The organism is Cellulomonas sp. T2.31MG-18, from assembly GCF_964266755.1.
Classification (GTDB): Bacteria; Actinomycetota; Actinomycetes; order Actinomycetales; family Cellulomonadaceae; genus Cellulomonas.
This window is the reverse complement of sequence record NZ_CAXWGW010000002.1, coordinates 392,350-417,989: the sequence shown is the minus strand read 5'-3', so window position 1 is coordinate 417,989 and position 25,640 is coordinate 392,350. Positions and strand designations below refer to the sequence as shown.

Sequence of the window (25,640 nt, the reverse complement as noted above, 5' to 3'; positions counted from 1 at the left end):
AACGGTCCGGCGGTCAGAGCTTCACGGCACCGGCGGTCATCCCGCCGATGAAGAAGCGCTGGAAGAAGAGGAAGAGCAGCAGCACCGGGACGGCGCCGAGCACGCTCATCGCCATCATCTGGTTCCACTCGTAGGAGTGCTGGCCCATGAGCAGCTGGATGCCGATCGGAACGGTCCGCATCTGGTTGGTCTTGGTCAGCGTGAGGGCGAACAGGTACTCGTTCCACGCGATCATGAACGTGTAGATGCCCACCGAGACGATTCCGGGGACGGCGATCGGCACGAGGATCCGCCACAGGGCACCGAAACCGCTCGCCCCGTCGACCTTGCACGCCTCGTCCAGCTCACGCGGCAGCGTGTTGAAATAGCCGGTCAGCATGATGATCGCGTACGGCAGCGTGAACACCATGTACGTGAGGATCAGACCCTGGTAGGTGTTGTACATCTTCAGCGCCACGACCAGCCCGAAATAGGGGATCAACAGCGTGATGGGCGGCACCGCCTGCACGCTGATCACCACCATGTTGAGCACCCGCTTGAACGGGAACTCGTACCGGCTGAACGCGTAGGCGGCCAGGATGCCGACCAGCAGGGTCAGTGCGGTGACGCTGAGGGCCACGACGTAGCTGTTGCCGAAGTACCGCAGCTTGGTCGGGTCGGTGAAGATCTCCTTGTACGCCTGCAGCGTGAAGCCGCTGACCAGCCTGGGTGGCGTGGCGAAGATCGCGACGTTCGGCTTGAACGAGTTGGACAGCATCCACAGCACCGGGAAGCCGGCGAACAGCCCGCCGGCCACCAGACCGAGCAGAAGGAACGCGCGCTGGGTGTTCTCCCGGCGACGCTTGGCCGTGCTCGCCATGTCAGTCCCTCGCCTTCTGGTGCCGCACGTAGAAGAACGCGAGCGTCATCGACAGCAGCAGGATGATCACCGCGCTGGTGCTGGCCTGCGCGAACTGGTACCGGCTGAATGCGAGCTTGTAGGTGAACGTGCTCAGCATCTCGGTGACGTTGATGGGGCCGCCGCCGGTGGTCATCCAGATCAGCGCGAACTGCTGCGTGGTCCAGATGAAGTCCAGCAGCGCCATGCTGATGATGATCGGGCGCAGCTGCGGCAGCGTGACGCTGCGGAACTTCTGCAGCGGACCGGCGCCGTCGACCGTCGCCGCCTCGTACAGCTCCTTGGGAATCCCCTGCAGGCCGGCCAGCAGGCTGACCATGAAGAACGGATATCCGGACCACACGTTGATGAAGGTCACCGCGTGCAGGGCGATCTCCGGTGACGCCAGCCACTCGACGTTCTTGTGGATCAGGCCCACGACGGTCAGCAGGTAGTTCACCACCCCGCTGGGGTCCAGCAGCATCCGCCACAGCACCGCGATGATCGCCACGGTGAACAGCCACGGGAGCACGTACACCATGCGGAACAGCGCCTTGGTGCGGTTGCCCAGCAGCGGGCTGTTCAGCATCATCGCGAAGCCCAGTCCGAGCAGCAGGTGCGCCACCACGCTCACGCCGGTGAAGTACAGGGTGTTCTTCACGGCGGTGAAGAACACCGGGTTGGTGAGCACCTTCACGTAGTTCTTCAGGCCGACGAACACCGGGTTCGGGTTGGTGATGACGTTGTCCTGGAACGAGTAGCCGATCACCATCGCGATCGGTAGGAACATCAGGACGACCAGCAGCACGACGGTCGGTGCCAGGTACCCGTACGGCGTCAGCCGGCGCCGCAGCACCGGCCAGTGCGCCCGGCGGCGGACCGCCGGCGCGGCGTCCGGCACCGCGTGCGTCGTGTGCGTGAGTGCAGACAACTGGAGGACCTCCTTCGGTGCGGTCCGCACCGGGACCCGTGCCACGTTCCCGGTGCGGACCGCCAGAGCTCGGGGACTAGAACTCGCCGACCCACTTGGCCTGGGCGTTCTTCAGCGCGTCGTCCACGGACTGCTTGCCGTCGAGCGTGCTCTGCAGCTGCTCGCCGAAGTCACGCATCAGCTGCTCGGAGACCGGCAGACCCACGAACTCGTTCGCCGGGGTGCCCTGCTTGTAGATCTCGAAGGCGGACTTGAACAGCGGGTCGCTGTTGGAGAAGTCCGGCGTCGAGCCCGTGTTCCCCGGGAAGGCGTTGGCCAGGGTGGACATCTTGGAGTTGACGTCCTTGCTCAGCAGGTACGAGACGAGCTTGAACGCCTCGGCCTTGTGCTTGCTGTTCTGCGCGATGCCGATGCCCCACGAGGCGTACGGGATGCCGCGCTTGCCCGAGTACCCGTCAGCAGCCGGGATGGCCGAGATGCTGAACTTGAGGTTCGGGTTCTCCTTGCGGATCAGGTTGATGTGAGCGAGCGAGTCGATCATCATCCCGACGCGGCCGTTGGTGAACTGCTCGACCTTGTCCTGCTCCTTCATGGTGAAGGATCCGGGGGCGATGACCTTGGCGTCCCACAGGTCCTTGACGAACTGCGTCCCGGCCTTCACGTCGGAGTTGGTCAGGTCGGGCTTGCCGTCCTTGAGCATCGAGCCGCCGGACGCCCAGACCCACGACATGACGTCGTTCTGCACGCCGTTGGGCGCGTCGAGCGACAGCGGGAGCACCCACCCGGAGGCGGCACCGCCGGCCGTGATCTTCTTGGCCGCGTCCATGAACTGCGTGCGGGTCGACGGAGGTGCGGTGACCCCCGCCTTGCTCAGCAGGTCGTCGTTGGTGAACAGCGGGTAGACGAAGTTGAGCACCGGGATCATGTAGGTCGAGCCGTCGAGCTTGACCTGGCTGACCAGCTGGCTCTCGTCGTAGCCGTTCTGCTTCATCAGCGCCGACAGGTCCGCGATGGCGCCCTGCTTCTTGAAGTCGCTCACCCACGCACCGTCGAGGCCGACGACGTCCGACATGGTGCCCGATGCGGCCCCGGCGACCACCTGCTCCTTGGTCGAGGCGTACGGACCGCTGAGCAGCTTCACCTCGATGTTCGGGTTCTGCTTGGTGAAGTCGTCCATGAGGCCCTTGAGCGCGCCCGCGGGCAGCTCCGGCTCCCACCACTGGGCGAACTCGAGCGTGACCTTCCCGCCGCTGTCGCCGCTGGACGCCGACGTGCTGGACGACGAGCCGCTGCTGCAGCCGGCCGTCACCGCGAGCGCCGCTACGCCGAGGACCGCCACAGCGGCCCGAACTGCATGAGCACCGTTGCTCATCTCGCTCCTCTCTGAGACCTGCGAGATCGTGCGCCTCGATGCGCACTTCTGCGTGTTCGTGCACGCTAACGCAGCGTCGCTCCGGCGCGCAAGGGCTGCTGGACGCTCGCTCATCACAATCCGGGGTGGGAGCGCGTGCACGCATGCGGTGGAGGCTTGCGGTTATGTGCTACTACTTGCACATGTCCGCTTCAGCATCCGAGGGGGTCGCGACGCGGCGACTGCCTGCCGGCCGCAAGGCCGAGCTCGCCGCCTACGTGGCGGAGGCCGGTGAGGTGACCGTCGCGCGCCTCGCGGAGCACTTCGACGTCTCGCCGGACACCATCCGCCGGGACCTCGACCAGCTGGACGCCGACGGCGTGCTGATCCGCACCCACGGCGGCGCCGTCAGCCTCACCGCGAACCCGCGCCCGGACACCGGCCTCGACGTGCGCCTGCGCCTGCGGGCCGACGCCAAGGAGGTGATCGGCCAGCTCGCCGCCACGCTGGTCGAGGACAACGCCGCCCTCATGGTCAACGGCGGCACCACCACGCTTGCGCTCGCCCGGCACCTGCGGGACCGCCGCGACCTGACGATCGCCACCAACAGCCTGCGGCTGCCGGCCGAGATCTCCCCGCAGTCCATCCGCGACCTGTACGTGTTCGGCGGCTCGGTGCGGCTGACCGCCCAGGCGACCGTCGGTCCGGTCGGCATCCCCATGTCGGTGTCCGGCGGCGACCTCGACATCCGCTGCGACCTGGCGTTCATCGGCGTCGGAGCGGTCTCGGCGGACAGCGGGTACTCCACCAGCAACCTGTCCGAGGCGTCGATGATGGCGGAGATGATGCGCCGGGCGTCCCGCGTGGCGGTGCTCGCCGACTCCTCGAAGTTCGGCCGCCGCCTGTTCGCCCAGATCGCCGAGCTGGACCGCGCCGACTACCTGATCACCGAGGTGGCGCCGCCGGAGGCGCTCCAGGACGCGCTCGACCGTTCCGGCGTGCGGGTGCTGCACCCGGGCTCGGTCGACCTGGCGGTCCACGCACCCACGACCGAGGACTGACCGCCGGACCCCCGCACCTCCTCGGCCGGTGCGGGCCGCGCGGCTGGCGCGGCAGTCGGCCCCTCGGCGTCCGCGGCGTTACGGTGCTCGCTGGCACGCCGGCCCGGCTCTGTCGCTCACCGTGGAGCGCTCGGTGGCTGCCGGCAGCGTGCGAGAAGGGCCGAGAAGGGCAGAGCCGTGGACGACCCGACGACGGTCCTGGTGGTCACCCCCAGCCTGGGCGGCCACTACTTCGGCCAGCTGCTGGCCGGCGTCACCCGGCAGGTGAGCCTGGCGGGTGGACGGGTCGTCGTGGTCGAGACGCTGCCCGAGTCCGCGCCGCGGGACGAGGCCGGCGAGCCGGGCGACTTCTCCATCCCCGTCGCCTGGTCGCACGTGCGCGGCGTCGTCTCCATCACCACCGCGGCCGGCGCGGAGTACCTGCGGCGGCTGCGCGAGACCGGACGGCCCGTGGTGCTCTCGAGCACGCTGATGCCGGACTTCCAGGCGCCTGCGGCGATGCCGGACAACCACGGCGGGGTCGTGGCCGCCGTGGAGCACCTGGTCGGGCACGGGCACACCCGCATCGGCTTCGTGGGCAACTTCGCCCAGCAGGACATCCGCGACCGGTACGAGGCGTACCGGCAGGCGCTGGCCGCGAACGGCCTGGAGCTCGACCCCGCCCTCGTCCTGCGCGCCCCGAACAACGGGGAGACCGGCGGGGACGAGGCCGCCCGTCTGCTGCTCGCCACCGACGCCCGTCCCACCGCGCTGATGGTCGCCACCGATCGCAACGCCCTCGGCCTGATGCGCCGGCTGACCGCCGCCGGGATGGTGCTGCCGGACGAGCTGGCGATCATCGGCTTCGACAACATCGAGGCGGGCGCCTTCGCCGTGCCCGCCCTGTCCACCGTCGACCAGCGCTTCGACGAGGTGGGGGCGCTGGCCGCCACGCTGGTGCTCGCGGCGATCCGTGGTGAGCAGGTGCCGAGCGAGGTGTTCACGCCGCCGGTGGGTGCCCTGACGCTGCGGGCGTCCTGCGGCTGCTCCGCGGAGCCGCGGCCACGTGGTGCCACGCCGGCCGAGCAGTCCGCCGGCCCGGCTCCGCGCGCCCGGCTCGAGCGTGCGCTGACCGCCGTGCTGCTCGGCGACGAGAGCCGCATCGCACCCGTCCGGACGGCGGTCCGGGCCGCGGTGGGTGCCGTCGAGCGGATGCTGACGTCCGCGGGGTCCGCCACCGAGGCCGAGGTGGACGTGCTGGTCCTCCTGGTGCGCAGCCTGACGTCCCGGCCGGACGCGCTGCGGCGCGTCATCGAGGCGGTGTCGCGGTACGCGTCGGAGGTCGTCGTCTCCCCCGTGCAGGTCTCCGCCTGGGGCACGGTCGCCACCGCGCTGTGGCGGCTGCAGGCCAGCGCCCTGCTGCGTCAGGTCGAGGAGACCGAGGACGCGATGGCCGAGCAGTACGTCGTCGACGCCGCCCTCCTCGACACCACCCAGACCGACCCGCGCACGCTCGGCTGGCTCGCCGGCACCCACGTCCGGGCGGCCGTCCTGGCGCTGCGCGTCGACGAGCGGTCCGACCAGCTGCTCGACGTGGTCGGCGCGTACGACGCCGGCGGCACCCTGGCGCACCACGTCGGCACGCGCACCGCGGTCGAGTCTTTCCCCCCGACCGAGCTGCTGGACCTGCTGCACGACGACCGCGAGATCTGCGTCGTCGTCCCGGTGCGCACCACCACCCACGACTGGGGGCTGCTCGCCCTCGTCGGTGCCGTGGACTCGGCGTCGACGCGCGAGACGTACCAGCACTGGGCCGGGCTGCTGTGCACGGCCCTCGAGTCCCGCCGGCTGCAGGAGGAGGTCCGCCGCAGCTCCCTGCACGACGCGCTGTCCGGCCTGCCCAACCGGCGGCTGTTCCTGGAGCGGCTGACCGCGGCGATCGACCGCCGCGAGCGCACCGGGACCCCGTTCGCGGTGCTGTTCCTCGACCTGGACGGCTTCAAGCTGATCAACGACGCCCTGGGGCACCGGGCGGGCGACCGGGTGCTGGCGGCCGTGGGCGACCGGATCCGTCGCGAGCTGCGCTCGGTGGACACCGGGGCGCGGTTCGGCGGCGACGAGTTCGCGGTGCTGCTGCACGACACGGGCCCCGAGGGGGCGCTCCGCGTCGCGCAGCGGGTGCAGGCGGTGCTGGCCGAGAGGCTGGACCTGGACGGGGCCGACGTCGCCGTGCGGGCGAGCATCGGCATCGCCACCGGCAGCATCGGCCAGGAGTCGGCCGAAGACGTGCTGCGCGACGCCGACGCCGCGATGTACCGCGCCAAGTCGCGGGAACCGGGCGCGGTGGCCTTCTTCGACGACGCGATGCGCGCGCACGTCGTCCGGCACCAGCACCTGCACGCCGAGGTCCGCAGGGCGCTCGCCGAGCACCAGTTCGAGGTGTTCTACCAGCCGATCGTCAACCTGACGTCCCACCGCACCGACCGGTTCGAGGCCCTGGTCCGGTGGCACCACCCCGAACGCGGCGTGGTGCTTCCCGACGAGTTCCTGCCGGTGATGGAGGAGACGGGGCTGATCGTCCAGCTGGGCCACTGGGTGCTGGCCGAGGTGTGCCGGCAGCTGGCCGAGTGGGGTCCCGACGTGGTGAACGTGGCGGTCAACCTGTCCGACCGGCAGTTCTGGCACCGCGGGCTGCTGCCCCGTGTGCTGGACGCGCTGTCCCGCAACGGCCTGACCCCGGACCGGCTCACCCTCGAGGTGACCGAGGGGGTGCTGATGCGCCGCCCCGAGGTCGCCCTGCACCTGATGCAGGAGCTGCACGACGCGGGCCTGCGCCTGCACATCGACGACTTCGGCACCGGCTACTCCTCGCTGGAGACCCTGCACCGCTTCCCCGTCGACGCGTTCAAGATCGACCGGTCGTTCATCCGCGGGCTCGCCTCCGGCGACCGCAGCACCGAGCTGATCACCGCGCTCGTGGACCTCGGCCGGTCGCTCGGGGTGGCCGTGGTGGCCGAGGGGGTCGAGACGGACGACCAGCTCGAGTTCCTGCAGCGGATCGGCTGCGTCACCGGTCAGGGGTACCTGTTCATGCCGGCCGTCACCGGCGCGCAGGCCGGTGCGCTCCTCGGCCGGGACCTCGCCGAGCCGGCGCACCCCGAGCAGCCGTAGCCCTGTGCTGCCCCGTCAGCGCAGCGGGTACCAGCGGGCCCCGAACCGGCGGGTGGTCCGGCTCGACTCCACGACCACCAGCTCGTCGATCCGGCGCACCACGGCGCGTCCGACGTCGGACGCCTCCTGGTCGTCCGGCGCCTCGAACCGCACCACCACCAGCGCCTGACCCCGGCGGATCTCGACGGTCCCGGCCTCGACCGCCGTCAGCGCCCGCGCCGTGTCGACCGCCGTCGGCAGCACGTCCGCGGGGTCGACCCCGCGGTGCAGCGCGCCCAGCGCCATGGTCACGCGGTACGACGGCATCGCCGCGCAGCCTACGGCGCCGCAGGAACGGCCTCGTTACGAGCCCCAGGACGGCCCGCCGGTCGGCAGGATGGTCACGCCCGCACCGCACCGGGTCCGTCGGGACGGCCCCGTCGACCCGGCGCTGCCGATCGCCGAGGAGAACCCGTGCCCACGCCCGTCCGCGCCGCCCATGCCGCCGAGCTGCGCGGCCTGAGCCCCGCCGCCGTGCGCGAGTACCTGAGCAGCCGCTCCGGGCTGCCGGGTCCTCGCGCCAACCTCGAGCTGATGCAGGCGTTCGCCGACGTCGCGGCGCCCGCGCTGATCCACGAGCTCAGCGGCGACGACGACGTGTACCTGCGCTGCTGCGGCACGGTCGGCCTGGGCCGGCTGTACCTGGAGGGCGACGACGACGAGCGCGCGGCGGTGCGCGACCGGCTCACCCGGCTGGCCGGCGACGAGTCGTGGCGCGTACGGGAGGCGACCGCCATGGCGGCGCAGCGGATCGGTGACGGCGACCCGGCCGCCGTCCGGACGATCGCCGGTGCCTGGGCGTCCGACCCGGACCCGCTCGTGGCACGCGCCGGCATCGCCGCTCTGTGCGAGCCGCGACTGCTGCGCGACCCGCTCACCGCCACGGCCGCCCTGGCGGCCTGCGCCGCCGCGACCGGCACGCTGCAGGCCGTGCCGGCCGAGGACCGGCGCACGGAGCCCGTTCGCGTGCTGCGACAGGCGCTCGGCTACTGCTGGAGCGTCGCCGTGGTCGGCGATCCCGCCGCCGGGCTGCCCGCCTTCGAGGAGCTGCGCCGACACGCGGCGGACGACGCCGACCTGACGTGGGTCGTCACGTCCAACCTCGGCAAGCACCGGCTCCGACGCCTGCTCGACTGACGGGCTGACGCCGCACGGCCCGGCGGCTGCGCCCAGCCGGTCAGCCTCTGCGGTCAGGCTCTGGGTCAGGCTCTGCGGTCCACCGTCGTCCCGCCGCCCGGCTGCACACGGCGTTCCTCCCTGCTGACCAGCTCGGGGGGCAGCAGCGCCGCCACCACCGCCACGGCACCGACCACCAGGGCGGACGCACCGCTGCCGATGCCGCTGACCTGCGACAGCGCGTAGCCGAGGGCCAGCGTCACCGCCACGGCACCGACCGAGATCGCCGTCACACGGGTGCGCCGGCCCTCCGGCAGGCGACGCCGCACGGTCACCAGCACCAGCACCAGCCACCCGATGCCGGCGACTCCCGCCGCCACCATGAACCCCGCCAGCACGGCGACCAGTCCCGCCCAGTCGCTGCTCGACGCGACGCCGGCCAGCAGGGCGGCCAGCCCGCCGAGCGCCACGGCGACGAGCCCCACCACCAGCAGCCCGACCACCCAGAAGCCCACCACCGACCGCGGCCGGGCGGCCGGCGGCGCACTGGTCCCGGCCGCGACGACGGTCGGCGCCTGAGCGGCATCGGCGCCGACGGGTGCCGGCAGCGCCGGTGCGGTGGGGTTCACGGGGGCGGCAGCATCGTCGGGCACGGCCCCGCCTGCGGGCGTCTGCTCGTCGGACGTCATGCGCCGGACCTTAGCCCCGGCTCGCGCACCGGCGATGCCGCCGTGCGAGTATCGAGCGCATGACTGCCGAGCCGACCGCCGCGCCCTCGTCCCAGTTCCCCGTCCCGCCGCTGCCCAACGCCGACGACACGGCCCTGTGGGTGGAGCGCACGGGCCACCGTCGCTACACCGGCCGCAGCTCGCGCGGCGCGGAGGTGCTGATCGGCTCGGTCGGTGACGAGGGCTGCTTCAGCCCGGGCGAGCTGCTGAAGATCGCGCTCGCCGGCTGCGCCGGGCTGTCGATCGACAACGCGGCGTCCCGCCGGCTCGGCGAGGACGTGCCGGTGACGATCACGGTCGGCGGCCTGGGCGACGAGGCGGAGGACCGCTACCCCGCCCTGGCGGACGACGTGCGGATCGACCTGTCGGGCCTGGACGAGGCCACGCGCGAGCGGCTGCTCGTGGTGATGCGCCGCGCGATCGACGAGCACTGCACGGTGGGCCGCACGCTGAAGGCGAGTGCCCAGGTGACCACCACCATCAACGGGGCCGGCTGATGGTCGCCCCCGTCGAGAAGCTGCTCGACAAGGCCGTCGCCATCCCGTCGGCCACCATCCACGCGCACGTGCAGAAGGTCCGGTCCCGCAACCCGCACGCCACGCCGGAGCAGGTGGTGCGGCTGCTGGAGAAGGAGTACCTGGCCGTCGTGCAGATCGCGGGAGGGGCCGTGGGGGCCGTCGCCGCGGCACCCGCGGTGGGCACCGGCACGGCGCTCGCGCTGACGGTGAGCGACGTGGCGACGTTCTTCGGCGCCTCGGCGGCGTTCGCCCTGGCCGTCGCCTCGGTGCACGGCATCGACGTCGCGGACACCGACCGACGCAAGGCGCTGCTGCTCGCGTCGATCCTCGGCGAGTCCGGGGCGGCCGCCGTGCAGGACGCCGCCGGCATCGGCTCGGTGCGGGTGGCGCGCTCGCTGCTGACCCGGATGCCGCTCGCGACGGTGCGGAAGGTGAACTCGACGCTGACGCGGCGGATGATCCGGCGGCAGGTCGCCAAGCAGGGCGGGCTGGCGCTGGGCCGACTCGCCCCGTTCGGCATCGGCCTGGCGATCGGCGTCGCCGGTGGGCGGGCGCTGGCGCACACCGTCATCGACGGGTCGCGCATCGCGTTCGGCCCCGCGCCGGCGGTGTTCCCGGAGATGCTGGTGATCGCCCCGACGGCACCGCAGATCGAGCGTCGCTGAACGGTCGGGGTCGCGGCCCTCACGACCGCACGTGCCGCCGGCCCCGGCTCACCAGCGGGAGTGCACGTGCTCCCGGATACGCTCGTCGTACACGTCCCGCAGCGCGTCGAGCGTCGCGGCGCTGAGCGGCGGCACGTCGGCCGCCCGCGCGTTCGCCTTGGCCTGCGCAGGGGTCCGTGCACCGGGGATCACGACGGAGACGCCGGGCTGGTCGATCACCCAGCGCAGCGCCAGCTGGGCGGTCGTCGCGCTCGGCGGCGTCAGCGCCGCGACCTCGCGGGCCGCCGCCACCCCGACCTCGTAGGGCACGCCGGAGAACGTCTCGCCGACGTCGAACGCCTCGCCGTGCCGGTTGTAGCTGCGGTGGTCCGTCGGCGCGAACTGCGTCTGCTCGTCGTACCGGCCGGACAGCAGGCCGGAGGCCAGCGGCACGCGGGCGATGATGCCCACCCCGGCCTCGGCGGCCGCCGGCAGCACCCGCTCGAGCGGCTTGCGACGGAACACGTTGAGGATGATCTGCACCGAGGCGACGTTGGGCCGGGCGATCGCCGCGAGCGCCTCCTCGACCGTCTCCACCGAGACGCCGTACGCGGCGATCCGCTTCTCCTCGACCAGCGCGTCCAGGTCGTCGTACGTCTGGTCGCGCAGCAGCACCTCGGTGGGCGGGCAGTGCAGCTGCACCAGGTCGAGGGTGTCCGTACGCAGGTTCTCGCGGGAACGGTCGGTCCAGCGGCGGTACGCGTCGAGCGTGTAGGCGCCGGCGACGTGCGGGTTGGCGCGCCGGCCCATCTTGGTGGCCACCGTCAGCCCGGAGGAGGCACCGCCGCGGCTCGCGACGAACCGCCCGACCAGCCGCTCGGACCGCCCGTCGCCGTACACGTCCGCCGTGTCCAGCATCGTCACACCGGAGTCCACCGCGGCGGCGAGCACGCCGAGCGCGACGTCCTCGCCGACCTCGCCCCAGTCACCGCCGAGCTGCCAGCAGCCCAGCCCCACCACGGACACGTCGCGGCCGGTGCGGCCCAGGACCCGGTGCTCCATGCGGGCGACCCTACCCCGGGCGAAGATCGGTGCATGGAGCGCGAAGCGGTGGTGACCAGGCGCATGCCGGGGTCGGCCCAGCAGGTGTGGGACGCGGTGACGGATGCGCGCAACCACGCCCGGTGGATCCCGATGACCCGGGTGCGCACCGACGGGCCGCCGCGGGTCGGCGGCCGCATCGAGGCGGTGTCCGGGCCGGGTGCACGGCACGGGGGCCCCGGGGTGGTCGACCGGATGCGGATCGACAGGTACGACCCGCCGGAGGCCGGCCGGCCCGGCATCGCCGTCTACCGCAAGGTCGGCCCGGTGATGCACGGCAGCGCGACCATCGTCGTCGTCCCCGACGGTCCGCACGGCGCCGTGGTGCGCTGGTCGGAGCGGGTGCACCTGGTGGGACCCCTGCCGCACGTCTGGACGGCGGCGCTGCTGGCGCCCGTGTTCGACGCCATGCTCCGCCTCGCGCTCTCCCGCGCCGCTCGCACAACGGATCGCCGCTCCGAGGCGTGATCACGCAACGGATCCACTGCGGACGGCAACCGAATGGCACCGGCATTCGTGCAGACCGCCTCGTACCCTCGAGTGGACCCGCGACGAGGCGGCCCGCCTGACCGCAGCGCGGGACCGGCACCCGGCCCGCACCGACCCGCCGAGGAGACCCATGACGACGCACGCGCCCGGAGCCACCGCCCGCCGCTACCTGATGTGCGAGCCCACGTACTACACGGTCTCCTACGAGATCAACCCGTGGATGCACAAGGACCAGCCGACGGAGACGGCGCTCGCGGTGCAGCAGTGGCGGCGCCTGCGGGACACGTACCTCGACCTGGGCCACACCGTCGAGCAGATCGACCCGATCCCCGGCCTGCCGGACATGGTCTACGCCGCCAACGGCGCGACCGTCGTCGACGGCATCGTCTACTCCGCACGGTTCCGCTACCCCGAGCGCCAGCCGGAGGGCCCGGCGTACCAGAAGTGGTTCGCCGACCGGGGGTTCGTCACCCACACCGCCGCCCGGATCAACGAGGGCGAGGGCGACATGCTGGTCGCCGGCCGGCTGGTCCTGGCCGGCACCGGGTTCCGCACCGAGCGGGCGGCGCACGCCGAGGCGCAGGAGCTGTTCGGCCACCCGGTGATCTCGCTCGAGCTGGTGGACCCGCACTACTACCACCTCGACACGGCGCTGGCCGTGATCTCCTCCGACCCCGACGACCCGCAGGTGGCGTACTTCCCGGCGGCGTTCTCCGCCGGGTCGCGTGCCGTGCTGGAGCAGCTGTTCCCGGACGCGCTGCTGGCGACGGAGCGGGACGCGCAGGCCCTCGGCCTCAACATCGTGTCCGACGGGCAGCACGTGGTGCACGCCCCCGGTGCCGTCGACCTGGCCGCGAAGCTGCGCGAGCGCGGGTACGACACGATCGCGGTCGACACCTCCGAGCTGCTCAAGGGCGGCGGCGGTGCCAAGTGCTGCACGCTGGAGATCCGCTCCTGACCGACGGCCGCCTGACCGAGGAGCCCGCATGGACACCGTCGTGACCGGCCGCTCCGCCGCGAGCTCCCTGGCGCCCAACTACCACCCGCTGCCCGTCACCCTGGCCACCGGCGAGGGGTCCTGGGTGACCGACGTCGACGGGCACCGCTACCTCGACCTGCTCGCGGCCTACTCGGCGCTGAACTTCGGCCACCGGCACCCGGCGCTGGTCGCCGCGGCGCACCACCAGCTCGACCGGCTCACCCTCACGTCGCGGGCGTTCGGCCACGAGCTGCTCGAGCCGTTCGCCCGCGCGGTGGCGGACCTGATCGGACCCCTGCTCGCCGAGCCCGACCCGCTGGTGCTGCCGATGAACACCGGCGCCGAGGCGGTGGAGACGGCGATCAAGGCCGCCCGCAAGTGGGGGTACGAGGCGCGCGGGGTGCCCGACGGGCGGGCGACGATCGTCGTCGCGGAGGGCAACTTCCACGGGCGGACGACGACGATCGTGTCGTTCTCCGACGACCCCGACGCCCGACGCGGCTTCGGGCCGTACACGCCGGGGTTCCGGCTGGTGCCGTACGGCGACGCGTCCGCGCTGGTCGAGGCGATCGACGACACCACGGTCGCCGTGCTCCTCGAGCCCGTCCAGGGCGAGCAGGGCGTGGTGGTCCCGCCCGACGACTACCTGCCCGCGGTGCGGGCGGCGTGCACGGCGCGCGGCGTGCTGCTGGTCGCCGACGAGGTGCAGTCGGGGCTGGGCCGCACCGGCAGCACCCTGGCGTGCGAGCGCTGGGGTGTCCGGCCGGACCTGGTCACGCTCGGCAAGGCGCTCGGCGGGGGGATCGTGCCGGTGTCCGCGGTGGTCGGCCGGTCCGACGTGCTCGGGGTGCTGACGGCCGGCACGCACGGGTCGACGTTCGGCGGCAACCCGATGGCGTGCGCCGTGGGGCTCGCGGTGGTGGAGCTGCTGTCCACGGGCGACCTGCAGCGGCGGGCGCTGACGCTCGGTCAGGTGCTGCGCGACCGCCTCGACGCACTCGTGGCCGACGGCCTGCTGGCGCGCGTGCGGACCATCGGGCTGTGGGCGGGTCTGGACGTGGACGCCTCCCGCGCCGGCGGTCCGGCGACCGGCCGCGAGCTCGCCGAACGGCTGCTGGCGCGGGGCGTGCTGGCGAAGGACACCCACGGCGCGACGATCCGTCTCGCGCCGCCGCTGACCATCACCGACCAGGACCTGCACCTGGCGCTGGACCGGCTCGCGGACGCGCTCCGCTGAGCCCGTGGTGGGCGGCCGCAGGGCTCGCGGCCGCCCACCACGTCATCACGCGCGCGGCGCGGCTGCGGCTCGACCGCGCGTCCGGGGGGCGTCGCGTCCGCGTCGGGCGCGGTCCGGCGTCAGTTGAACTTCACCGCGCCGTAGAGCCAGCCACCGTCGAGCGCCCCGCCGACCGCCATGCTGGAGACGTCGGTGCGCAGCATCTGGGCGTTGTGCGACGGCGAGCGGGACCAGGCGCCGACCAGGGCGGACGCGCTGCCGTTGCTGATGCAGCCGACGATGTTGTCGAACCCGGAGTGCCAGATGCCGCCGGCGTCCGCCATGTCGAGCGCGTGCCCGACGAGCGTCCCGGACCGTGACACCGACAGTGCCGGGAGCCCGTTGCTCGCGCGGTAGGCGTTGATCGCCGCACCGATCGCCCCGACGGACGACTCCGCACCGGGGGTGCCCACCGGGGCACCGGGGCAGACCAGGCCGCCCGCCGGGATGGCCATCGGACCGGCCGACGGCGCCTGCGGAGCGCTCGCCGCCGGGGCCGAGCTGCGCACCGTCCGCGTGCTGCGCGTCCACTGCTGGGCCGCCTGCTGCGCCGCCGCCTGTGCCGCCGCCTGCGCCGCCGCAGCCTGCTCGGCGGCCACCCGTGCGGCGTCCGCGGCCTGCCAGGCCTGCTCGGCGTCCGCGACGGCCTTGTCCTGACCGGCCAGCCCGCTGGCCCCGGCGCGGAGCGCGGCGAGGCTCACCGGCTGGCCGCCCAGGATCGCGGAGACGGAGACGATGCCGCTCTGCAGCGGGGCGCGCAGGTCGTCACCGACGTGCGGTGCGGCCGCCAGCGTGCCGTTGGCGTGCGTCAGGGCCGTGGTGGTCGCCGTGACGGCCGCCGCCCGTGCTGCGGCCAGCTCTGCCGATCCCGCGGTGGACACGTCGTCGCGGGCGTCCGTGTCCCCCGCGAGGGCCGTCAGCGCCTGCGCCGTCCGCGCCTGTGCGGCGTGCTGCTGCTCGGCCGCATCGGCCCGCTGCTGCTGCACCACCGTGCCGGCCACCACCAGGACGGCGACGGCACCGAACCCGACCAGCATCGTCGCGGTCCGCCGGCGGGGCGCCCCGACGGGCCCCTCCGGACCGCTGCGCTGGGTGGGCACCCGGCCGAGCGTGCCGGGAGCGGCGTACCGCTGCGGGACGCCCGTGGGGCGCACCCTGGTCCCGGCCGCCCCCTCGGAACGCTGCGTGTCCACCGCGTCCACCGTGCACCTCCCGCTCGCGAGTCAAAGGCCACCAATAACGGCCTCATCGCCGATTGTGCTGGTTATCGGCGCATTCGCTACGGGACCAAAGGAATTCCATCGGTGTAGTTCGTGTGATTTCGACCGCTTTTTCTGGTACCGAATCGGACATTCTTCACATGTAGGGAGGAATGGTGTCGGCCCGAACGGATCTGCCTCCGCGCGCCCGGCGAGGATCATGGGGCCGTGCACGACGACCGCCCGCACCCCATGGACGCCCTCGACGCCGCGATCGTGCGGGAGCTGGCGCTCGACGCCCGCGCCACCTACGCACAGGTCGGCCACGCCGTCGCGCTGTCCGCACCCGCCGTCAAGCGCAGGGTGGACCGGCTCCGGGACGAGGGCGTGATCCGGGGCTACACCGTCCGGCTCGACCCCGCGGCGCTCGGCTGGCAGACGGAGGCCTTCGTCGAGCTGTTCTGCCACGGCAGCACCAGCCCGGCGACCATGCAGGCCGCGATCGAGCAGTACCCGGAGGTGATGGCGGCCAGCACCGTCACCGGTGACGTCGACGTGGTGCTCCAGGTGCGCGCGCGGGACATGCGGCACCTCGAACGCGTCGTCGAGCGGCTCGCCGCCGAGCCGTTCGTGGCGCGCACCCGCTCGACGATCGTCCTGTCGGCTCTCGTGCGTCGGCCGGAGGTGCCGCCGGCCCCGACCGAGTGACGCAGCCTCCGGCCTACTGACGAAAGGGCCGACTGACGAGAGGTCAGCCCGAGGGACGCGGGGTCAGGCCGCGGCCTGCTCGACGTCCACTCCCTTGGTCACCACCAGCACGGGGCACTGCGCGTGGTGCAGCACCGCCTGGCTGGTGGAGCCGAGCAGCAGCCCGGTGAAGCCACCCCGCCCTCGCGAGCCCACCACCAGGAGGTCCGCCTCGCCGGACATCCCGGTCAGCACGGCGGCGCCCGTGCCGTCCAGCACGCGGCGCTCGATCGTCAGCCCCTGCGCCTCGTCCGCCACCCGCTCGAGCACCAGCGCCAACGACTCCTCGATGTCTGCCAGCACCGCACGGTGGTCGACCGGCTCGGGCAGCCAGGCCAGCACCCCCGTGACCGTGTTCACCGGCACGGCGGACACCACCACCACGGTCGCCTGCCACCGGCGGGCCTCCCGCAGGGCGCAGCGCAGCGCCAGCTCGGACTGCGGGGAGCCGTCGACACCGACCATCACGCGGCGCACAGGCGTCACGGGAGGGACCGGTGCGTCCGTCGGCTCCTGCGCGCCCCGGGCCGCCCGGAGCGGCACCACCACCGTGGGGCACTTGGCGTGCGCGGGCAGCGCCGAGGAGACGGTGCCGAGCAGCCGCTCGGCGAACCCGCCACCACCTCGGGTGCCGACCACCACCAGGCCGACCTCACGGGACTCGTCCACGAGCACCGCGGTGGCGTCGCCCACCGCCACGTGGCTGGTGACGGGCAGGCCGGAGCCGGCGACCCGGGCGAGCGCCTCGGTCAGCACCGCCTCCGCACCGGCGCGGATCGCCGAGTCGTCCAGAGCGGCGTACCCGCCGTCCAACGAGGCCGCCGCGAACGAGGGCAGCGCATAGCTGCACACCAGCCGCAGCCCCCACTGCCGCACCCGTGCCTCCTGCGTCGCCCAGTCCAGGGCGTGCAACGCAGCGTCCGATCCGTCCAGGCCCACCAGGATCACGTTCTCGTGCGACATGATCGGTACCTCCTTCAGCCCATCGTGGCACGCCCTTGACGCAACGATGGGATGAACCGGCTCAGCGACTGGTTCGCGCCGACGTCAGGTCATCGGCGGCCCATGCTGCTGGTCCACCGGTGCCCCGCTCAGGCTGCGAGGTAGCGGCTCCACACCGGCTCGGCCCGGACGGCTGCCGCACCGAAGGCGACCGACCACCGCGGCGCGCGAGGGGTGAACCGCAGCTCCCAGCCCAGCTCGTGCAGCAGGTGGTCGGCCTTGCGGTGGTTGCAGCGGACGCAGGCCGCAACCACGTTGCCCCACTCGTGCCGACCGCCGCGCGACCGCGGCAGCACGTGGTCCACGGTGTCCGCTCCCCCGCCGCAGTACGCGCAGCGGTGGTCGTCGCGCTGCAGCACCGTGCGCCGGGTGGGCGGCACGGGCCGGCGGGTCGGCACGTGGACGTACCGCGTCAGCGACAGGACCACCGGCAGGGGGATCGCCGCCCGCTCCGAGTGCAGCAGCCGACCCTCCGACTCCAGCACGGTCGCCTTGCCGGTCATCACCAGCACGACCGCCCGGTGCAGGCTCACCACGCACAGCGGCTCCCCGCTGGCGTTCAGCAGCAGCGCCCGTGGGAGCGAGGCTCCGGTGCCGTGGGCGCCCGCGGGCTGCGGGGCTCCTGCAGGCACCTCATCGAGGGGTCCGGTCGTCAGCACGGCGTTCTCCTGACCTTCGCGGTCGGACCGGCTGGCTGCCGGCCCGTGACTTCAGGCAACTCGCGTGGTGCGGACCCAGGGTAACCGTCGTGGTCCAGCCGAATGTGCGACGAGGCCCCGACCGGGTCGGTCGGGGCCTCGTCGTGAAGCGGTGCCGGCGTGCCGGCGGGTGATCAGGGACGTCCGATCAGGACACCCGGATGAACACCGGGGCGCTCTGCCAGATGGCGCGGAACTGGACCGAGCCACCCGGGCGGGGGGCGTCGATCTCCATGTCACCGCCCGCGTAGATCGCGATGTGGCCGGGCGAGTAGATCAGGTCACCGGGCTGCGCGTTGGCGCGCGAGACGACCGTGCCGGCGCTGCGCTGAGCCTCGGCGGTGCGCGGCAGGCTGATGCCGAGCTGCGCATAGACGTACTGCGTGAAGCCGGAGCAGTCGAAGCCCGACGGCGTGGTGCCCCCGTAGACGTACGGGACGCCCACGTAGCGAGCGGCGATCTGCAGCACGGCGCTGCCCGCGACGCTCGGAGGCGCCGCGACGATCGCAGCAGCGCGGACGGTGGAGCGCGAGACGGTCGCCGTGCGGCTGGTGGCGGTGGTCTTCACCGGCGCCTTCACGACCGGTGCCGGCTTGACGGCGGTGACGTCGTCGACGTCCAGGGTCCAGGTGGCCTGGTCAGGCGCCGTCACCACGGGGGCGGCGTCGAGAGCGGCGCGAGCGGCCTCCGTCAGCGTCGAGGTGTCGACCGAGGCGAGGCCCGAGGCGTCGTTGGGCTCGGCCATCGCCGGCGCAGCGCCCAGAACCGAGACGACGAGCCCCGAAGACGCAGCGACCACCGCGGTGCGACGGCCGACGACGGCCATCTGCGCGGTGGCGGTGGAGGCGAGCTGGGTGAGGGGAGTGGACGGACGGCGTGCGGCCCGGTGCCGGGCGCGAACAGTGCTCTGGGACAACAGGTGTGCCTCTCCGTGCGCCTGCGAGGTCAGCTGTCGGGTTCGGGTGGGAGAACACCCGGCCGTGCGCACGATCCGAGGACCGTCCGCCCGGCTTCACCCCAAGGACACCGTCACCGGTGCCCACGATTTGGGTCCCCCGCCCCTGCCGGCGAGTAGTACGGAACCTCGATCGGCGGCAGGGTTCGGCGTTCCGCTCGAGGGCTTCTCGGAGGAGGGTTCCGGGAAGCAGGACGAACGTACCCGACGGTTCCGGCGATTGTCACGCTCCGGTCACGACGATGTCGTGAAGAAGTCGGACGAGTGACCGGGACGCAGGAGGCGCACGGGACGAAGGTCATGCCCTCACCCGTTCGGCCCAGCGCATCGCCGCAGGTCAGAGGCGACCCACAGCGGAAGCCGAGCGGGCCCGCTGCGCACCCGGCACGCAGTCCGGGCGCCATGGTGTGGTTCAGGACACGGACACGAAGATGTGTCGGGCCACGTCGTCGGGCAGGTCCAGCACCACACCCGACCCCGGCACGCCCACCGTCACCACGCCCTCGCCGCGCTCCACGTCCACCCGTGCGCCGGGCGTCACACCGGCGTCCGAGAGCCGCGCGAGCAGCTCGGTGTCCACCTGCAGGGGCTCGGCGATCCGGGCGACGACCACCTGGGCGGCCGCCGTGGGGACGCCCTCGCCCGCGAGAGGCGCGACGTCGTCCAGGAACCCCACGCCGGTGGGCCGCTCGCCGATCTCGTCCAGACCCGGGATCGGGTTGCCGTAGGGGTCGAACCGCGGGTGCTCCAGCAGCGCGGCGAGCCGCCGCTCCACCTGCTCGCTCATCACGTGCTCCCAGCGGCACGCCTCCTCGTGGACGTGCGGCCAGTCCAGGCCGATCACGTCCGTCAGCAGCCGCTCGGCGAGCCGGTGCTTGCGCATCACGCGGGTGGCTCGTGCCATCCCCTGCGGGGTGAGCTCGAGGTGCCGGTCCCCGCTGAGCACCACCAGACCGTCCCGCTCCATCCGCGCCACGGTCTGCGAGACGGTGGGGCCGGAGTGCCCGAGCCGCTCGGCGATCCGGGCGCGCAACGGCGGGATGCCCTCCTCGACCAGCTCGTAGATGGTCTTGAGGTACATCTCGGTGGTGTCGATCAGGTCGGTCACGGCACGCCTCCCCATGCATCGTCGGGCCGCGCGCCCGCGTGACCAGGGTAGTTGGTCACACCGACGAGCCGCGGGGCCGACCGCCTATCCTCGGCGTCGTGGCCACCGCTCCCGACCTGCACATCCCCGCCGACCTGCTGCCCCGGGACGGACGGTTCGGCTGCGGCCCGTCCAAGGTCCGGCCCGAGCAGGTGGCCGCGCTCGCCGCGGTGGGCGGCTCTCTGCTCGGCACGTCGCACCGGCAGAAGCCGGTCCGAGCGCTCGTCGGGCGGGTGCGCGCGGGGCTGACCGCGCTGTTCGACGCGCCCGACGGGTACGAGGTGGTGCTCGGCAACGGCGGCACCAACGCGTTCTGGGCGATGGCGACGGCCTGCCTGGTGGACCACCGCGCGGCGCACGCCTCGTTCGGCGAGTTCGGCGCCAAGTTCGTCACCTCGACGTCCCGCGCCCCCTTCCTGGCCGAGCCGCACGTGGTGACGGCCGAGCCCGGCTCGATGGTGGTGCCGGAGCACGTGGACGGCGTCGACGTGTACGCGTGGCCGCACAACGAGACCTCCACCGGTGCGATGGCGCCGGTGCGCCGGGTGGCCGGCTCCCACGAGCAGGGTGCCCTGGTCCTCGTCGACGCGACGTCCGGCGCCGGCGCGCTACCGGTGGACCTGCGGCAGACGGACGTCTACTACTTCGCGCCGCAGAAGGTGTTCGCCTCCGACGGCGGCCTGTGGCTGGCCGTCGTCTCGACCGCCGCCGTCGAGCGCGCCGCCCGGATCGAGACCGGCGACCGCTGGATCCCCGAGTTCCTCTCGTTCAGCGCCGCGGTGACCAACTCCCGGCTGGACCAGACCCTGAACACCCCCGCCGTGGCGACGCTGGTGCTGCTCGCCGAGCAGCTGGACTGGATGCTCGAGCACGGAGGACTGGAGTGGGCCGCGGCACGCAGCGCCACGTCCGCCGGGCACCTGTACTCGTGGGCGGAGTCGCGCGACTGGGCGAGCCCGTTCGTCGCCGACGCAGCCGCGAGGTCCACCGTGGTGGGCACGGTGGACCTCGCGGCGGACGTGCAGGCGGACACGGTGGCGGCGGTGCTCCGTGCCCACGGCATCGTGGACACCGAGCCCTACCGCCGCCTTGGTCGCAACCAGCTGCGGATCGGCATGTTCCCGGCGGTGGAGCCCGACGACGTGCTGGCCCTCACCGCCTGCATCGACTACGTGGTCGAGCGCCTCGTCTGACGCGCCTGGCGGTGCATCGCCGCCCGGATCACCAGCAGCAGCGTGCCGAGCAGCACCAGCCCGGCACCGCCGAAGGCGTACGGGGCCACGTCGGAACCGGTGGCGGCCAGCACGGCCGACCGCACGGACGAGGTCGGCGTGACGTCCTCGGCCGCGAGGACCGCCGAGTTCACCGGGTCGCACGCGCCGGCGACGGCCGGGTAGCTCACCGTCGCGACGGTGGACGGGTTGACCTCGAAACGCACCTCGACGGGCTGCCGGGCCCAGTCGAAGGCGTCACCGCGGGTCCAGCTGCCGTCGGACTGCTGCGTCCAGCCGGGCCAGTCGACGATCGTGCCCTTGTTGTCCAGGACGGCGCCCGGCCACAGGAGCGTGCCGTTGAGCGGCTGGTCGGTGAGCACGACGTCCGTGCCGCCGGGGTGCACCCAGGTGATGGTCGCCGTGGTGACGGTGGTGCCCATCTCCTCGAGCGAGTACTTCAGCAGCGGCACGTCGTTCACGCAGACCGGGTTGACGTGCGCGGTGAGCTGGCACACGCCGGGAGCGGCGTAGCCAGGACGGTCGGTCGGGCACGGCGTCCCCGACGGCCCCGGCTCGGTGGGCAGAGTGCTGGCTCCTGCCGGTCCGGCGACGAACAGACCGACGAGGAGCGCCATGATGACGATCAGTCCGCGTCGCGCGTGCGTGGTCATGGTGTGCCGCCCTGGCTCGACAATGGGTATCAACCGGACAATCTTCGCGCAACGGACACGATCCGTGTGGGTGCAATCCGCCCCTCGACCGGGTGATTTGTGCTAGATGGACCGCGCTCAGGACGGGCAGGTGGCGGTGACCAGGCCGCCCGACGCCACCGTGGGCGTCGCCCAGACCTGCACCGCGCCGTGCCGCACCGGCACCTGCACCCGGTAGGTCGCGCTCTGCCCGGGTGCCAGGACGCTCGAGACGACCTGCACCTGCCGCCCGGCCTGCTGCGCGGCGAGCCCGGACACCACCGCGTCGTCGCCCAGGCGGAGCGACGGCAGCGCCGCACCCTGGGCGGCGTACACCGTCAGGTCCGTGACCAGTGACCCCGGGGCGAACCCGGTGGCGCGCCCGGCGGTCTCCCGTGGCCACGACGCCACGTCGGCCGGCGGGTCGTAGGTCAGGTCCAGGCGCACGTCCGCGGTCGGCGCGGGGCCGGTGCAGCTCAGGTTCTCCACGGTGACGGCGGTGCGCAGGTAGTAGTCGAGCTTCCCGCCGGTGCCGTCGTCGAGGAACACGCCCGTCGCGTCGGCGTACGGCCCGCTGAGGAACGCGCCGCCGAGGGTGCGGACGGACAGCCGCTGCTCCTCCTCCGGGTGAGCGGACCACACGCGGACGCGGCCGTCCGACGCGGCCTTCGCCATCGCGTCGACCAGCCGGCCGGGGTCGCCCTTGCCGCTGACCACCGCGCCGAAGATGGCCGTCGCCGCCTGGGCGAAGTACTGGTCCGCCGCCTTCGCCGCGAGGCCGCCCACGTACGGGTCGCGGAGCAGCGACGGCACCGCCGACTGCTGGTCGAGCGTGCCGCTGGACGTCTGGACGCCGCCGACGGCGCCGAGCAGGTAGGACACCGCGATCGGGTCGGTGGCGATCACGCCGTCGACCGTGCCGCCGACGTCCTTGGCCCAGTGGGCGGCGATCAGCTGCGCGGAGCGGGGGAAGTCAGGCGTCAGCACCGAGTCCTGCACCCAGCGGCCGAGGCGGTCGGTGTCGATCGCGAGCTCGGCGTCGGTGAGCGGCAGCACCGGCTGGGCCAGCTCCGTGAAGTCGGAGGTGGACCGGTGGTCGACGAGACGGACGACGCCGTGGTCCACCTGCACCGCCGCGACGGCGCCGACGATGCCGCCGGCGCTGCGCAGCTCGGCCGAGTTCAGTGCGACCACGAGGTACGTGCGTGGCCCGTCGGCGCCGAGCATAGGTGGCACCAGCGCGGCGAGCTGCGAACCGGTGTCCAGCGCCGACGCCAGCTTGGGCAGCAGCTGCTGCACGGTGCCCACCGGGCCCGCCAAGCGGTGCACGAGGTGCCGCGTGTCGATCGCCTGGACCCGCGCGGCGGCAGCCGTGGACACCTGGGCGGCCCGCGTCAGCTCCGGCTCGACGTCGGTGAACGGCGCCAGGTTGACGCGGCCGTTGCTCAGCAGCGTGTCCCGCGCCGCGAGGACGCCCTGGGCCCGGTCGAGCACCGGACCGGCGGAGCCCACCACGTCGTCGAGCGCGACGGTGACGACCCGGACGGCGTTCAGCTGCGCACCCGCCCAGGGCAGGTGCTCGGCGACGCGCCACACCGGGTCCGAGGCGGCCGACCGCGCCCTGGCCAGGTCGCTGCGGACGTGCGGCAGCGCCGCGCTCACCGCCGACACGTCGGTGGCGCTGAGGCTCGAGGCACCCGAGGGCAGCGCGCGCTGCGCCTCCGCGAGCGCCGTGCCGGCCTGGTAGACCCGCAGCGCGAGCCAACCGGCGGCGAGGACCAGCACGACGGCGACGCCGAGGCCGGTGAGCAGCAGACGACGTGGCCACGGCGAGCGGGCTGCCGTCGGCTGGTCGTCCTGCATCCCGTGATCGTGACATATCGGACACCCGCGACCGTCGGCCGGTCGTCGAGTTCACCCCGGTGGGGCGGGCGGTTCACCCGTGTGCCACGTCGTACGCCGACGGACGGCTCAGACGCCCTCCCAGGGGCGGCCCTACGCCGCGGTGCGGACCACCTCGGTCGCGGCCTCCGTCGGCGCCTCGAGGTGGCGGACCACCAGGTGCGGCCGACCGCGCGTCCGCAGCCGCACCTGCACCCGCCACGCCCGAGCCGCCCAGATCGCGGCGCCCGTCGAGACGAGGAGCGCCGTGATGGAGCCGATGCCGATGGACCAGCGGGCGCCGAACTGCTGGCCGATCCAGCCGACCACCGGCGAGCCGATGGGCGTCGCGCCCATGAACACCATCATGTAGAGGGACATCACGCGGCCGCGGACCGCGGGGTCGGTGCTCATCTGGATGGTCGCGTTGGCCGCCGTCATCATCGTCAGCGACGCGAGGCCGACGGGGATGCAGGCGATCGCGAACGACGGGTACGTCGGCATCAGGGCCAGCACGCCGGCAGCCACGCCGAAGCCGAACGCCGCGCCGATCACCAGCCGCACGCGGGGCCGCTCGCGGCGCGCGGCGAGCAGCGCACCGGCCAGGGAGCCGATCGCCAGGATCGAGCCGAGGATGCCGTACTGGCCGGCGCCCTTGTGGAAGACGGTGCGGGCCATCATGGCGCTGGTCAGCTGGAAGTTGAGGCCGAACGTCGAGACGACGCTCATCACCACCATGATCAGCATGATGTCCGTGCGCTGGCGCACGTAGGCCAGCCCCTCGCGGATCTGACCCTTGGCGCGGGGCGCCAGCGGCATCCGGTGCAGCTCGCCGGAGTGCATCCACACCAGCGCGAGGATGGTGCCGGCGAACGAGATCGCGTTGATCAGGAACACCCAGCCGGTGCCGACCGCCGCGATCAGCAGGCCGGCCAGGCCCGGGCCGATCAGGCGGGCGGCGTTGAACGACGCGCTGTTCAGCCCGACGGCGTTGGACAGCTTGTCCGGCGGCACCAGCTCGGCGACGAACGTCTGCCGGACGGGTGCGTCGACGGCCGAGACGGCACCGAGCGCCAGGGCGAACAGGTACACGTGCCACAGCTGCGCGTGCCCGCTCAGCACCAGCGCACCGAGGCCGGCCGCCAGGACACCCATCAGGCCCTGGGTCAGCATCAGCAGCTTGCGACGGTCCACCCGGTCGGCCAGCACGCCGGCCCACGCCGACAGCGCCAGGATCGGCGCGAACTGCAACGCGGTCACCACGCCGACGGCGACACCGGAGTCGTGGGAGAGCTGGGTCAGCACCAGCCAGTCCTGCGCGACGCGCTGCATCCAGGTGCCGATGTTGGCGACGAGGGCACCGCCGAACCACAGCCGGTAGTTGCGGAAGCGGAGAGAGGAGAAGGTGGCGCTCACTGCTCGGCGATCCCCCTCAGCAGCTCGGCGGCACGGGACAGCACGGCCCGCTCCTCGGCGGTCAGCCCCGCCAGGCGCTGGGCGAGCCAGGCGTTGCGCCGCCGCCGCGTCTCCCGCACCTCGGCGACCCCCTGCTCCGTGAGGGAGACGACCACCTGGCGGCCGTCCGCGGGGTTCTCCCCCTTGCTGACCAGACCCAGGTCGACCAGGCAGTTCACCGTGCGCGTCATGGTGGGCGGCTGGACCCGGTCGGCGTCGGCCAGCTGGCCGGGCGTCATGGGGCCGTTGCGGGTGAGCAGGGCCAGCACGGAGAACTGCGGGTCGGACAGGCCGGCGGAGCCGCGCTCGGCGCGCACCCGGCGGTTGGCCCGGCTCAGCGCCACGCGCAGGTCCGCGGCGAGGCTCGGTGCGGTCACGGCGGGGGGCATGGTC

The 25,640-nt window shown here is 73.1% G+C and carries 25 protein-coding genes and 1 riboswitch; of the genes, 10 read left to right on the top strand and 15 right to left on the bottom strand.

Features of this window, described 5'->3' with window-relative positions; translation table 11 throughout:
• Positions 1 to 13: 13 nt before the first annotated feature.
• The 3 genes from ACFQTY_RS09830 to ACFQTY_RS09820 all read right to left on the bottom strand — a co-directional run bounded on the left by ACFQTY_RS09830 (position 14) and on the right by ACFQTY_RS09820 (position 3,180).
• Positions 14 to 859, bottom strand: coding sequence for a carbohydrate ABC transporter permease (locus ACFQTY_RS09830; RefSeq protein ID WP_378099855.1), 846 nt, complete (start codon positions 857 to 859; stop codon positions 14 to 16).
• A gap of 1 nt (position 860) precedes the next feature.
• On the bottom strand, positions 861 to 1,808 hold the full coding sequence (locus ACFQTY_RS09825; RefSeq protein ID WP_378099853.1) for a carbohydrate ABC transporter permease: 948 nt from the start codon (positions 1,806 to 1,808) through the stop codon (positions 861 to 863).
• Between the two features lie 76 nt (positions 1,809 to 1,884).
• Positions 1,885 to 3,180: an ABC transporter substrate-binding protein gene (locus ACFQTY_RS09820; protein ID WP_378099851.1), complete on the bottom strand. Its 1,296-nt coding sequence runs from the start codon at positions 3,178 to 3,180 to the stop codon at positions 1,885 to 1,887.
• Positions 3,181 to 3,362: 182 nt separating this feature from the next.
• On the opposite strand from ACFQTY_RS09820, the gene ACFQTY_RS09815 reads away from it, so the two are divergent.
• Positions 3,363 to 4,220 (top strand): DeoR/GlpR family DNA-binding transcription regulator, encoded by an 858-nt coding sequence (locus ACFQTY_RS09815; RefSeq protein WP_378099849.1) that lies wholly within the window; start codon positions 3,363 to 3,365, stop codon positions 4,218 to 4,220.
• Between the two features lie 177 nt (positions 4,221 to 4,397).
• Complete coding sequence (locus ACFQTY_RS09810) at positions 4,398 to 7,370, top strand: EAL domain-containing protein (RefSeq protein WP_378099847.1); 2,973 nt, start codon at positions 4,398 to 4,400, stop codon at positions 7,368 to 7,370.
• Positions 7,371 to 7,385: 15 nt separating this feature from the next.
• On the opposite strand, the gene ACFQTY_RS09805 is transcribed toward ACFQTY_RS09810, so the two are convergent.
• Positions 7,386 to 7,676 carry a hypothetical protein gene (locus ACFQTY_RS09805; RefSeq protein ID WP_378099845.1) on the bottom strand — a complete coding sequence of 97 codons (291 nt, stop codon included), beginning with the start codon at positions 7,674 to 7,676 and terminating at the stop codon, positions 7,386 to 7,388.
• 147 nt (positions 7,677 to 7,823) lie between these two features.
• Between ACFQTY_RS09805 and ACFQTY_RS09800 the strand changes: the two genes are divergently transcribed.
• The gene (locus ACFQTY_RS09800; protein ID WP_378099843.1) at positions 7,824 to 8,546 is read left to right on the top strand and encodes a HEAT repeat domain-containing protein; all 723 of its coding nucleotides are present in this window, start codon (positions 7,824 to 7,826) and stop codon (positions 8,544 to 8,546) included.
• A 65-nt stretch (positions 8,547 to 8,611) separates the two neighbouring features.
• Here the strand turns inward: ACFQTY_RS09800 and ACFQTY_RS09795 are convergent, their stop codons facing one another.
• Positions 8,612 to 9,214: a hypothetical protein gene (locus ACFQTY_RS09795; protein ID WP_378099841.1), complete on the bottom strand. Its 603-nt coding sequence runs from the start codon at positions 9,212 to 9,214 to the stop codon at positions 8,612 to 8,614.
• Between the two features lie 59 nt (positions 9,215 to 9,273).
• Here ACFQTY_RS09795 and ACFQTY_RS09790 point away from each other — a divergent pair, with 59 nt between their 5' ends.
• Together ACFQTY_RS09790 and ACFQTY_RS09785 are read left to right on the top strand one after the other, a co-directional pair.
• Positions 9,274 to 9,750: an OsmC family protein gene (locus ACFQTY_RS09790; protein WP_378099838.1), complete on the top strand. Its 477-nt coding sequence runs from the start codon at positions 9,274 to 9,276 to the stop codon at positions 9,748 to 9,750.
• On the top strand, positions 9,750 to 10,436 hold the full coding sequence (locus tag ACFQTY_RS09785) for a hypothetical protein (RefSeq protein WP_378099836.1): 687 nt from the start codon (positions 9,750 to 9,752) through the stop codon (positions 10,434 to 10,436). Before ACFQTY_RS09790 ends, ACFQTY_RS09785 begins: the two co-directional genes overlap by 1 nt.
• A 48-nt stretch (positions 10,437 to 10,484) precedes the next feature.
• Here the strand turns inward: ACFQTY_RS09785 and ACFQTY_RS09780 are convergent, their stop codons facing one another.
• On the bottom strand, positions 10,485 to 11,477 hold the full coding sequence (locus tag ACFQTY_RS09780) for an aldo/keto reductase (protein ID WP_378099834.1): 993 nt from the start codon (positions 11,475 to 11,477) through the stop codon (positions 10,485 to 10,487).
• Between the two features lie 33 nt (positions 11,478 to 11,510).
• Between ACFQTY_RS09780 and ACFQTY_RS09775 the strand changes: the two genes are divergently transcribed.
• The 3 genes from ACFQTY_RS09775 to rocD all read left to right on the top strand — a co-directional run bounded on the left by ACFQTY_RS09775 (position 11,511) and on the right by rocD (position 14,221).
• Complete coding sequence (locus ACFQTY_RS09775; RefSeq protein ID WP_378099832.1) at positions 11,511 to 11,984, top strand: SRPBCC family protein; 474 nt, start codon at positions 11,511 to 11,513, stop codon at positions 11,982 to 11,984.
• A gap of 151 nt (positions 11,985 to 12,135) precedes the next feature.
• Positions 12,136 to 12,963, top strand: a complete 828-nt coding sequence (gene ddaH / locus ACFQTY_RS09770) for a dimethylargininase (RefSeq protein ID WP_337974565.1) — start codon at positions 12,136 to 12,138, stop codon at positions 12,961 to 12,963.
• Positions 12,964 to 12,991: 28 nt separating this feature from the next.
• A complete protein-coding gene (gene rocD, locus ACFQTY_RS09765; RefSeq protein ID WP_378099830.1) occupies positions 12,992 to 14,221 on the top strand; it encodes an ornithine--oxo-acid transaminase in 1,230 nt (409 codons plus the stop codon).
• 119 nt (positions 14,222 to 14,340) lie between these two features.
• On the opposite strand, the gene ACFQTY_RS09760 is transcribed toward rocD, so the two are convergent.
• Entirely contained in the window at positions 14,341 to 15,453 is a 1,113-nt protein-coding gene (locus ACFQTY_RS09760; RefSeq protein WP_378099828.1) for a CAP domain-containing protein, read from the bottom strand.
• Between the two features lie 234 nt (positions 15,454 to 15,687).
• On the opposite strand from ACFQTY_RS09760, the gene ACFQTY_RS09755 reads away from it, so the two are divergent.
• A complete protein-coding gene (locus ACFQTY_RS09755; protein ID WP_366246840.1) occupies positions 15,688 to 16,167 on the top strand; it encodes an Lrp/AsnC family transcriptional regulator in 480 nt (159 codons plus the stop codon).
• Positions 16,168 to 16,230: 63 nt separating this feature from the next.
• Here ACFQTY_RS09755 and ACFQTY_RS09750 read toward each other — a convergent pair whose 3' ends face one another.
• From ACFQTY_RS09750 to ACFQTY_RS09735, 4 genes are all read right to left on the bottom strand, one after another.
• Positions 16,231 to 17,169 carry a universal stress protein gene (locus ACFQTY_RS09750; RefSeq protein WP_378099825.1) on the bottom strand — a complete coding sequence of 313 codons (939 nt, stop codon included), beginning with the start codon at positions 17,167 to 17,169 and terminating at the stop codon, positions 16,231 to 16,233.
• Positions 17,170 to 17,297: 128 nt separating this feature from the next.
• Positions 17,298 to 17,840 (bottom strand): HNH endonuclease, encoded by a 543-nt coding sequence (locus tag ACFQTY_RS09745; RefSeq protein ID WP_263731613.1) that lies wholly within the window; start codon positions 17,838 to 17,840, stop codon positions 17,298 to 17,300.
• Between the two features lie 214 nt (positions 17,841 to 18,054).
• Positions 18,055 to 18,822, bottom strand: coding sequence for a C40 family peptidase (locus ACFQTY_RS09740; protein ID WP_378099823.1), 768 nt, complete (start codon positions 18,820 to 18,822; stop codon positions 18,055 to 18,057).
• A gap of 4 nt (positions 18,823 to 18,826) precedes the next feature.
• A riboswitch (cyclic di-AMP (ydaO/yuaA leader) is annotated at positions 18,827 to 19,023 on the bottom strand.
• A gap of 250 nt (positions 19,024 to 19,273) precedes the next feature.
• The gene (locus ACFQTY_RS09735; RefSeq protein WP_378099821.1) at positions 19,274 to 19,969 is read right to left on the bottom strand and encodes a metal-dependent transcriptional regulator; all 696 of its coding nucleotides are present in this window, start codon (positions 19,967 to 19,969) and stop codon (positions 19,274 to 19,276) included.
• A 98-nt stretch (positions 19,970 to 20,067) separates the two neighbouring features.
• Between ACFQTY_RS09735 and serC the strand changes: the two genes are divergently transcribed.
• Positions 20,068 to 21,201 carry a phosphoserine transaminase gene (gene serC / locus ACFQTY_RS09730; RefSeq protein WP_378099818.1) on the top strand — a complete coding sequence of 378 codons (1,134 nt, stop codon included), beginning with the start codon at positions 20,068 to 20,070 and terminating at the stop codon, positions 21,199 to 21,201.
• Here serC and ACFQTY_RS09725 read toward each other — a convergent pair.
• The 4 genes from ACFQTY_RS09725 to ACFQTY_RS09710 all read right to left on the bottom strand — a co-directional run bounded on the left by ACFQTY_RS09725 (position 21,177) and on the right by ACFQTY_RS09710 (position 25,636).
• Positions 21,177 to 21,893, bottom strand: a complete 717-nt coding sequence (locus ACFQTY_RS09725; protein WP_378099816.1) for a peptidase — start codon at positions 21,891 to 21,893, stop codon at positions 21,177 to 21,179. The genes serC and ACFQTY_RS09725 overlap by 25 nt on opposite strands.
• A gap of 117 nt (positions 21,894 to 22,010) precedes the next feature.
• Positions 22,011 to 23,774 (bottom strand): DUF4012 domain-containing protein, encoded by a 1,764-nt coding sequence (locus ACFQTY_RS09720; protein ID WP_378099814.1) that lies wholly within the window; start codon positions 23,772 to 23,774, stop codon positions 22,011 to 22,013.
• A gap of 132 nt (positions 23,775 to 23,906) precedes the next feature.
• A complete protein-coding gene (locus ACFQTY_RS09715; RefSeq protein ID WP_378099812.1) occupies positions 23,907 to 25,208 on the bottom strand; it encodes an MFS transporter in 1,302 nt (433 codons plus the stop codon).
• A complete protein-coding gene (locus ACFQTY_RS09710) occupies positions 25,205 to 25,636 on the bottom strand; it encodes a MarR family winged helix-turn-helix transcriptional regulator (RefSeq protein WP_291763982.1) in 432 nt (143 codons plus the stop codon). Before ACFQTY_RS09710 ends, ACFQTY_RS09715 begins: the two co-directional genes overlap by 4 nt.
• Between the last annotated feature and the right edge of the window lie 4 nt (positions 25,637 to 25,640).

Bases quoted from the DNA above. Each gene is read 5' to 3' on its own strand.
- ACFQTY_RS09790 (WP_378099838.1), top strand. From the start codon at position 9,274: ATGACTGCCGAGCCGACCGCCGCGCCCTCGTCCCAGTTCCCCGTCCCG.
- ACFQTY_RS09780 (WP_378099834.1), bottom strand. From the start codon at position 11,477: ATGGAGCACCGGGTCCTGGGCCGCACCGGCCGCGACGTGTCCGTGGTG.
- ACFQTY_RS09710 (WP_291763982.1), bottom strand. From the start codon at position 25,636: ATGCCCCCCGCCGTGACCGCACCGAGCCTCGCCGCGGACCTGCGCGTG.
- ACFQTY_RS09785 (WP_378099836.1), top strand. From the start codon at position 9,750: ATGGTCGCCCCCGTCGAGAAGCTGCTCGACAAGGCCGTCGCCATCCCG.
- ACFQTY_RS09720 (WP_378099814.1), bottom strand. From the start codon at position 23,774: ATGCAGGACGACCAGCCGACGGCAGCCCGCTCGCCGTGGCCACGTCGT.
- ACFQTY_RS09795 (WP_378099841.1), bottom strand. From the start codon at position 9,214: ATGACGTCCGACGAGCAGACGCCCGCAGGCGGGGCCGTGCCCGACGAT.
- ddaH (WP_337974565.1), top strand. From the start codon at position 12,136: ATGACGACGCACGCGCCCGGAGCCACCGCCCGCCGCTACCTGATGTGC.
- ACFQTY_RS09750 (WP_378099825.1), bottom strand. From the start codon at position 17,169: ATGTCGCACGAGAACGTGATCCTGGTGGGCCTGGACGGATCGGACGCT.
- ACFQTY_RS09820 (WP_378099851.1), bottom strand. From the start codon at position 3,180: ATGAGCAACGGTGCTCATGCAGTTCGGGCCGCTGTGGCGGTCCTCGGC.
- rocD (WP_378099830.1), top strand. From the start codon at position 12,992: ATGGACACCGTCGTGACCGGCCGCTCCGCCGCGAGCTCCCTGGCGCCC.
- ACFQTY_RS09830 (WP_378099855.1), bottom strand. From the start codon at position 859: ATGGCGAGCACGGCCAAGCGTCGCCGGGAGAACACCCAGCGCGCGTTC.
- ACFQTY_RS09815 (WP_378099849.1), top strand. From the start codon at position 3,363: ATGTCCGCTTCAGCATCCGAGGGGGTCGCGACGCGGCGACTGCCTGCC.
- ACFQTY_RS09725 (WP_378099816.1), bottom strand. From the start codon at position 21,893: ATGACCACGCACGCGCGACGCGGACTGATCGTCATCATGGCGCTCCTC.
- ACFQTY_RS09775 (WP_378099832.1), top strand. From the start codon at position 11,511: ATGGAGCGCGAAGCGGTGGTGACCAGGCGCATGCCGGGGTCGGCCCAG.
- ACFQTY_RS09805 (WP_378099845.1), bottom strand. From the start codon at position 7,676: ATGCCGTCGTACCGCGTGACCATGGCGCTGGGCGCGCTGCACCGCGGG.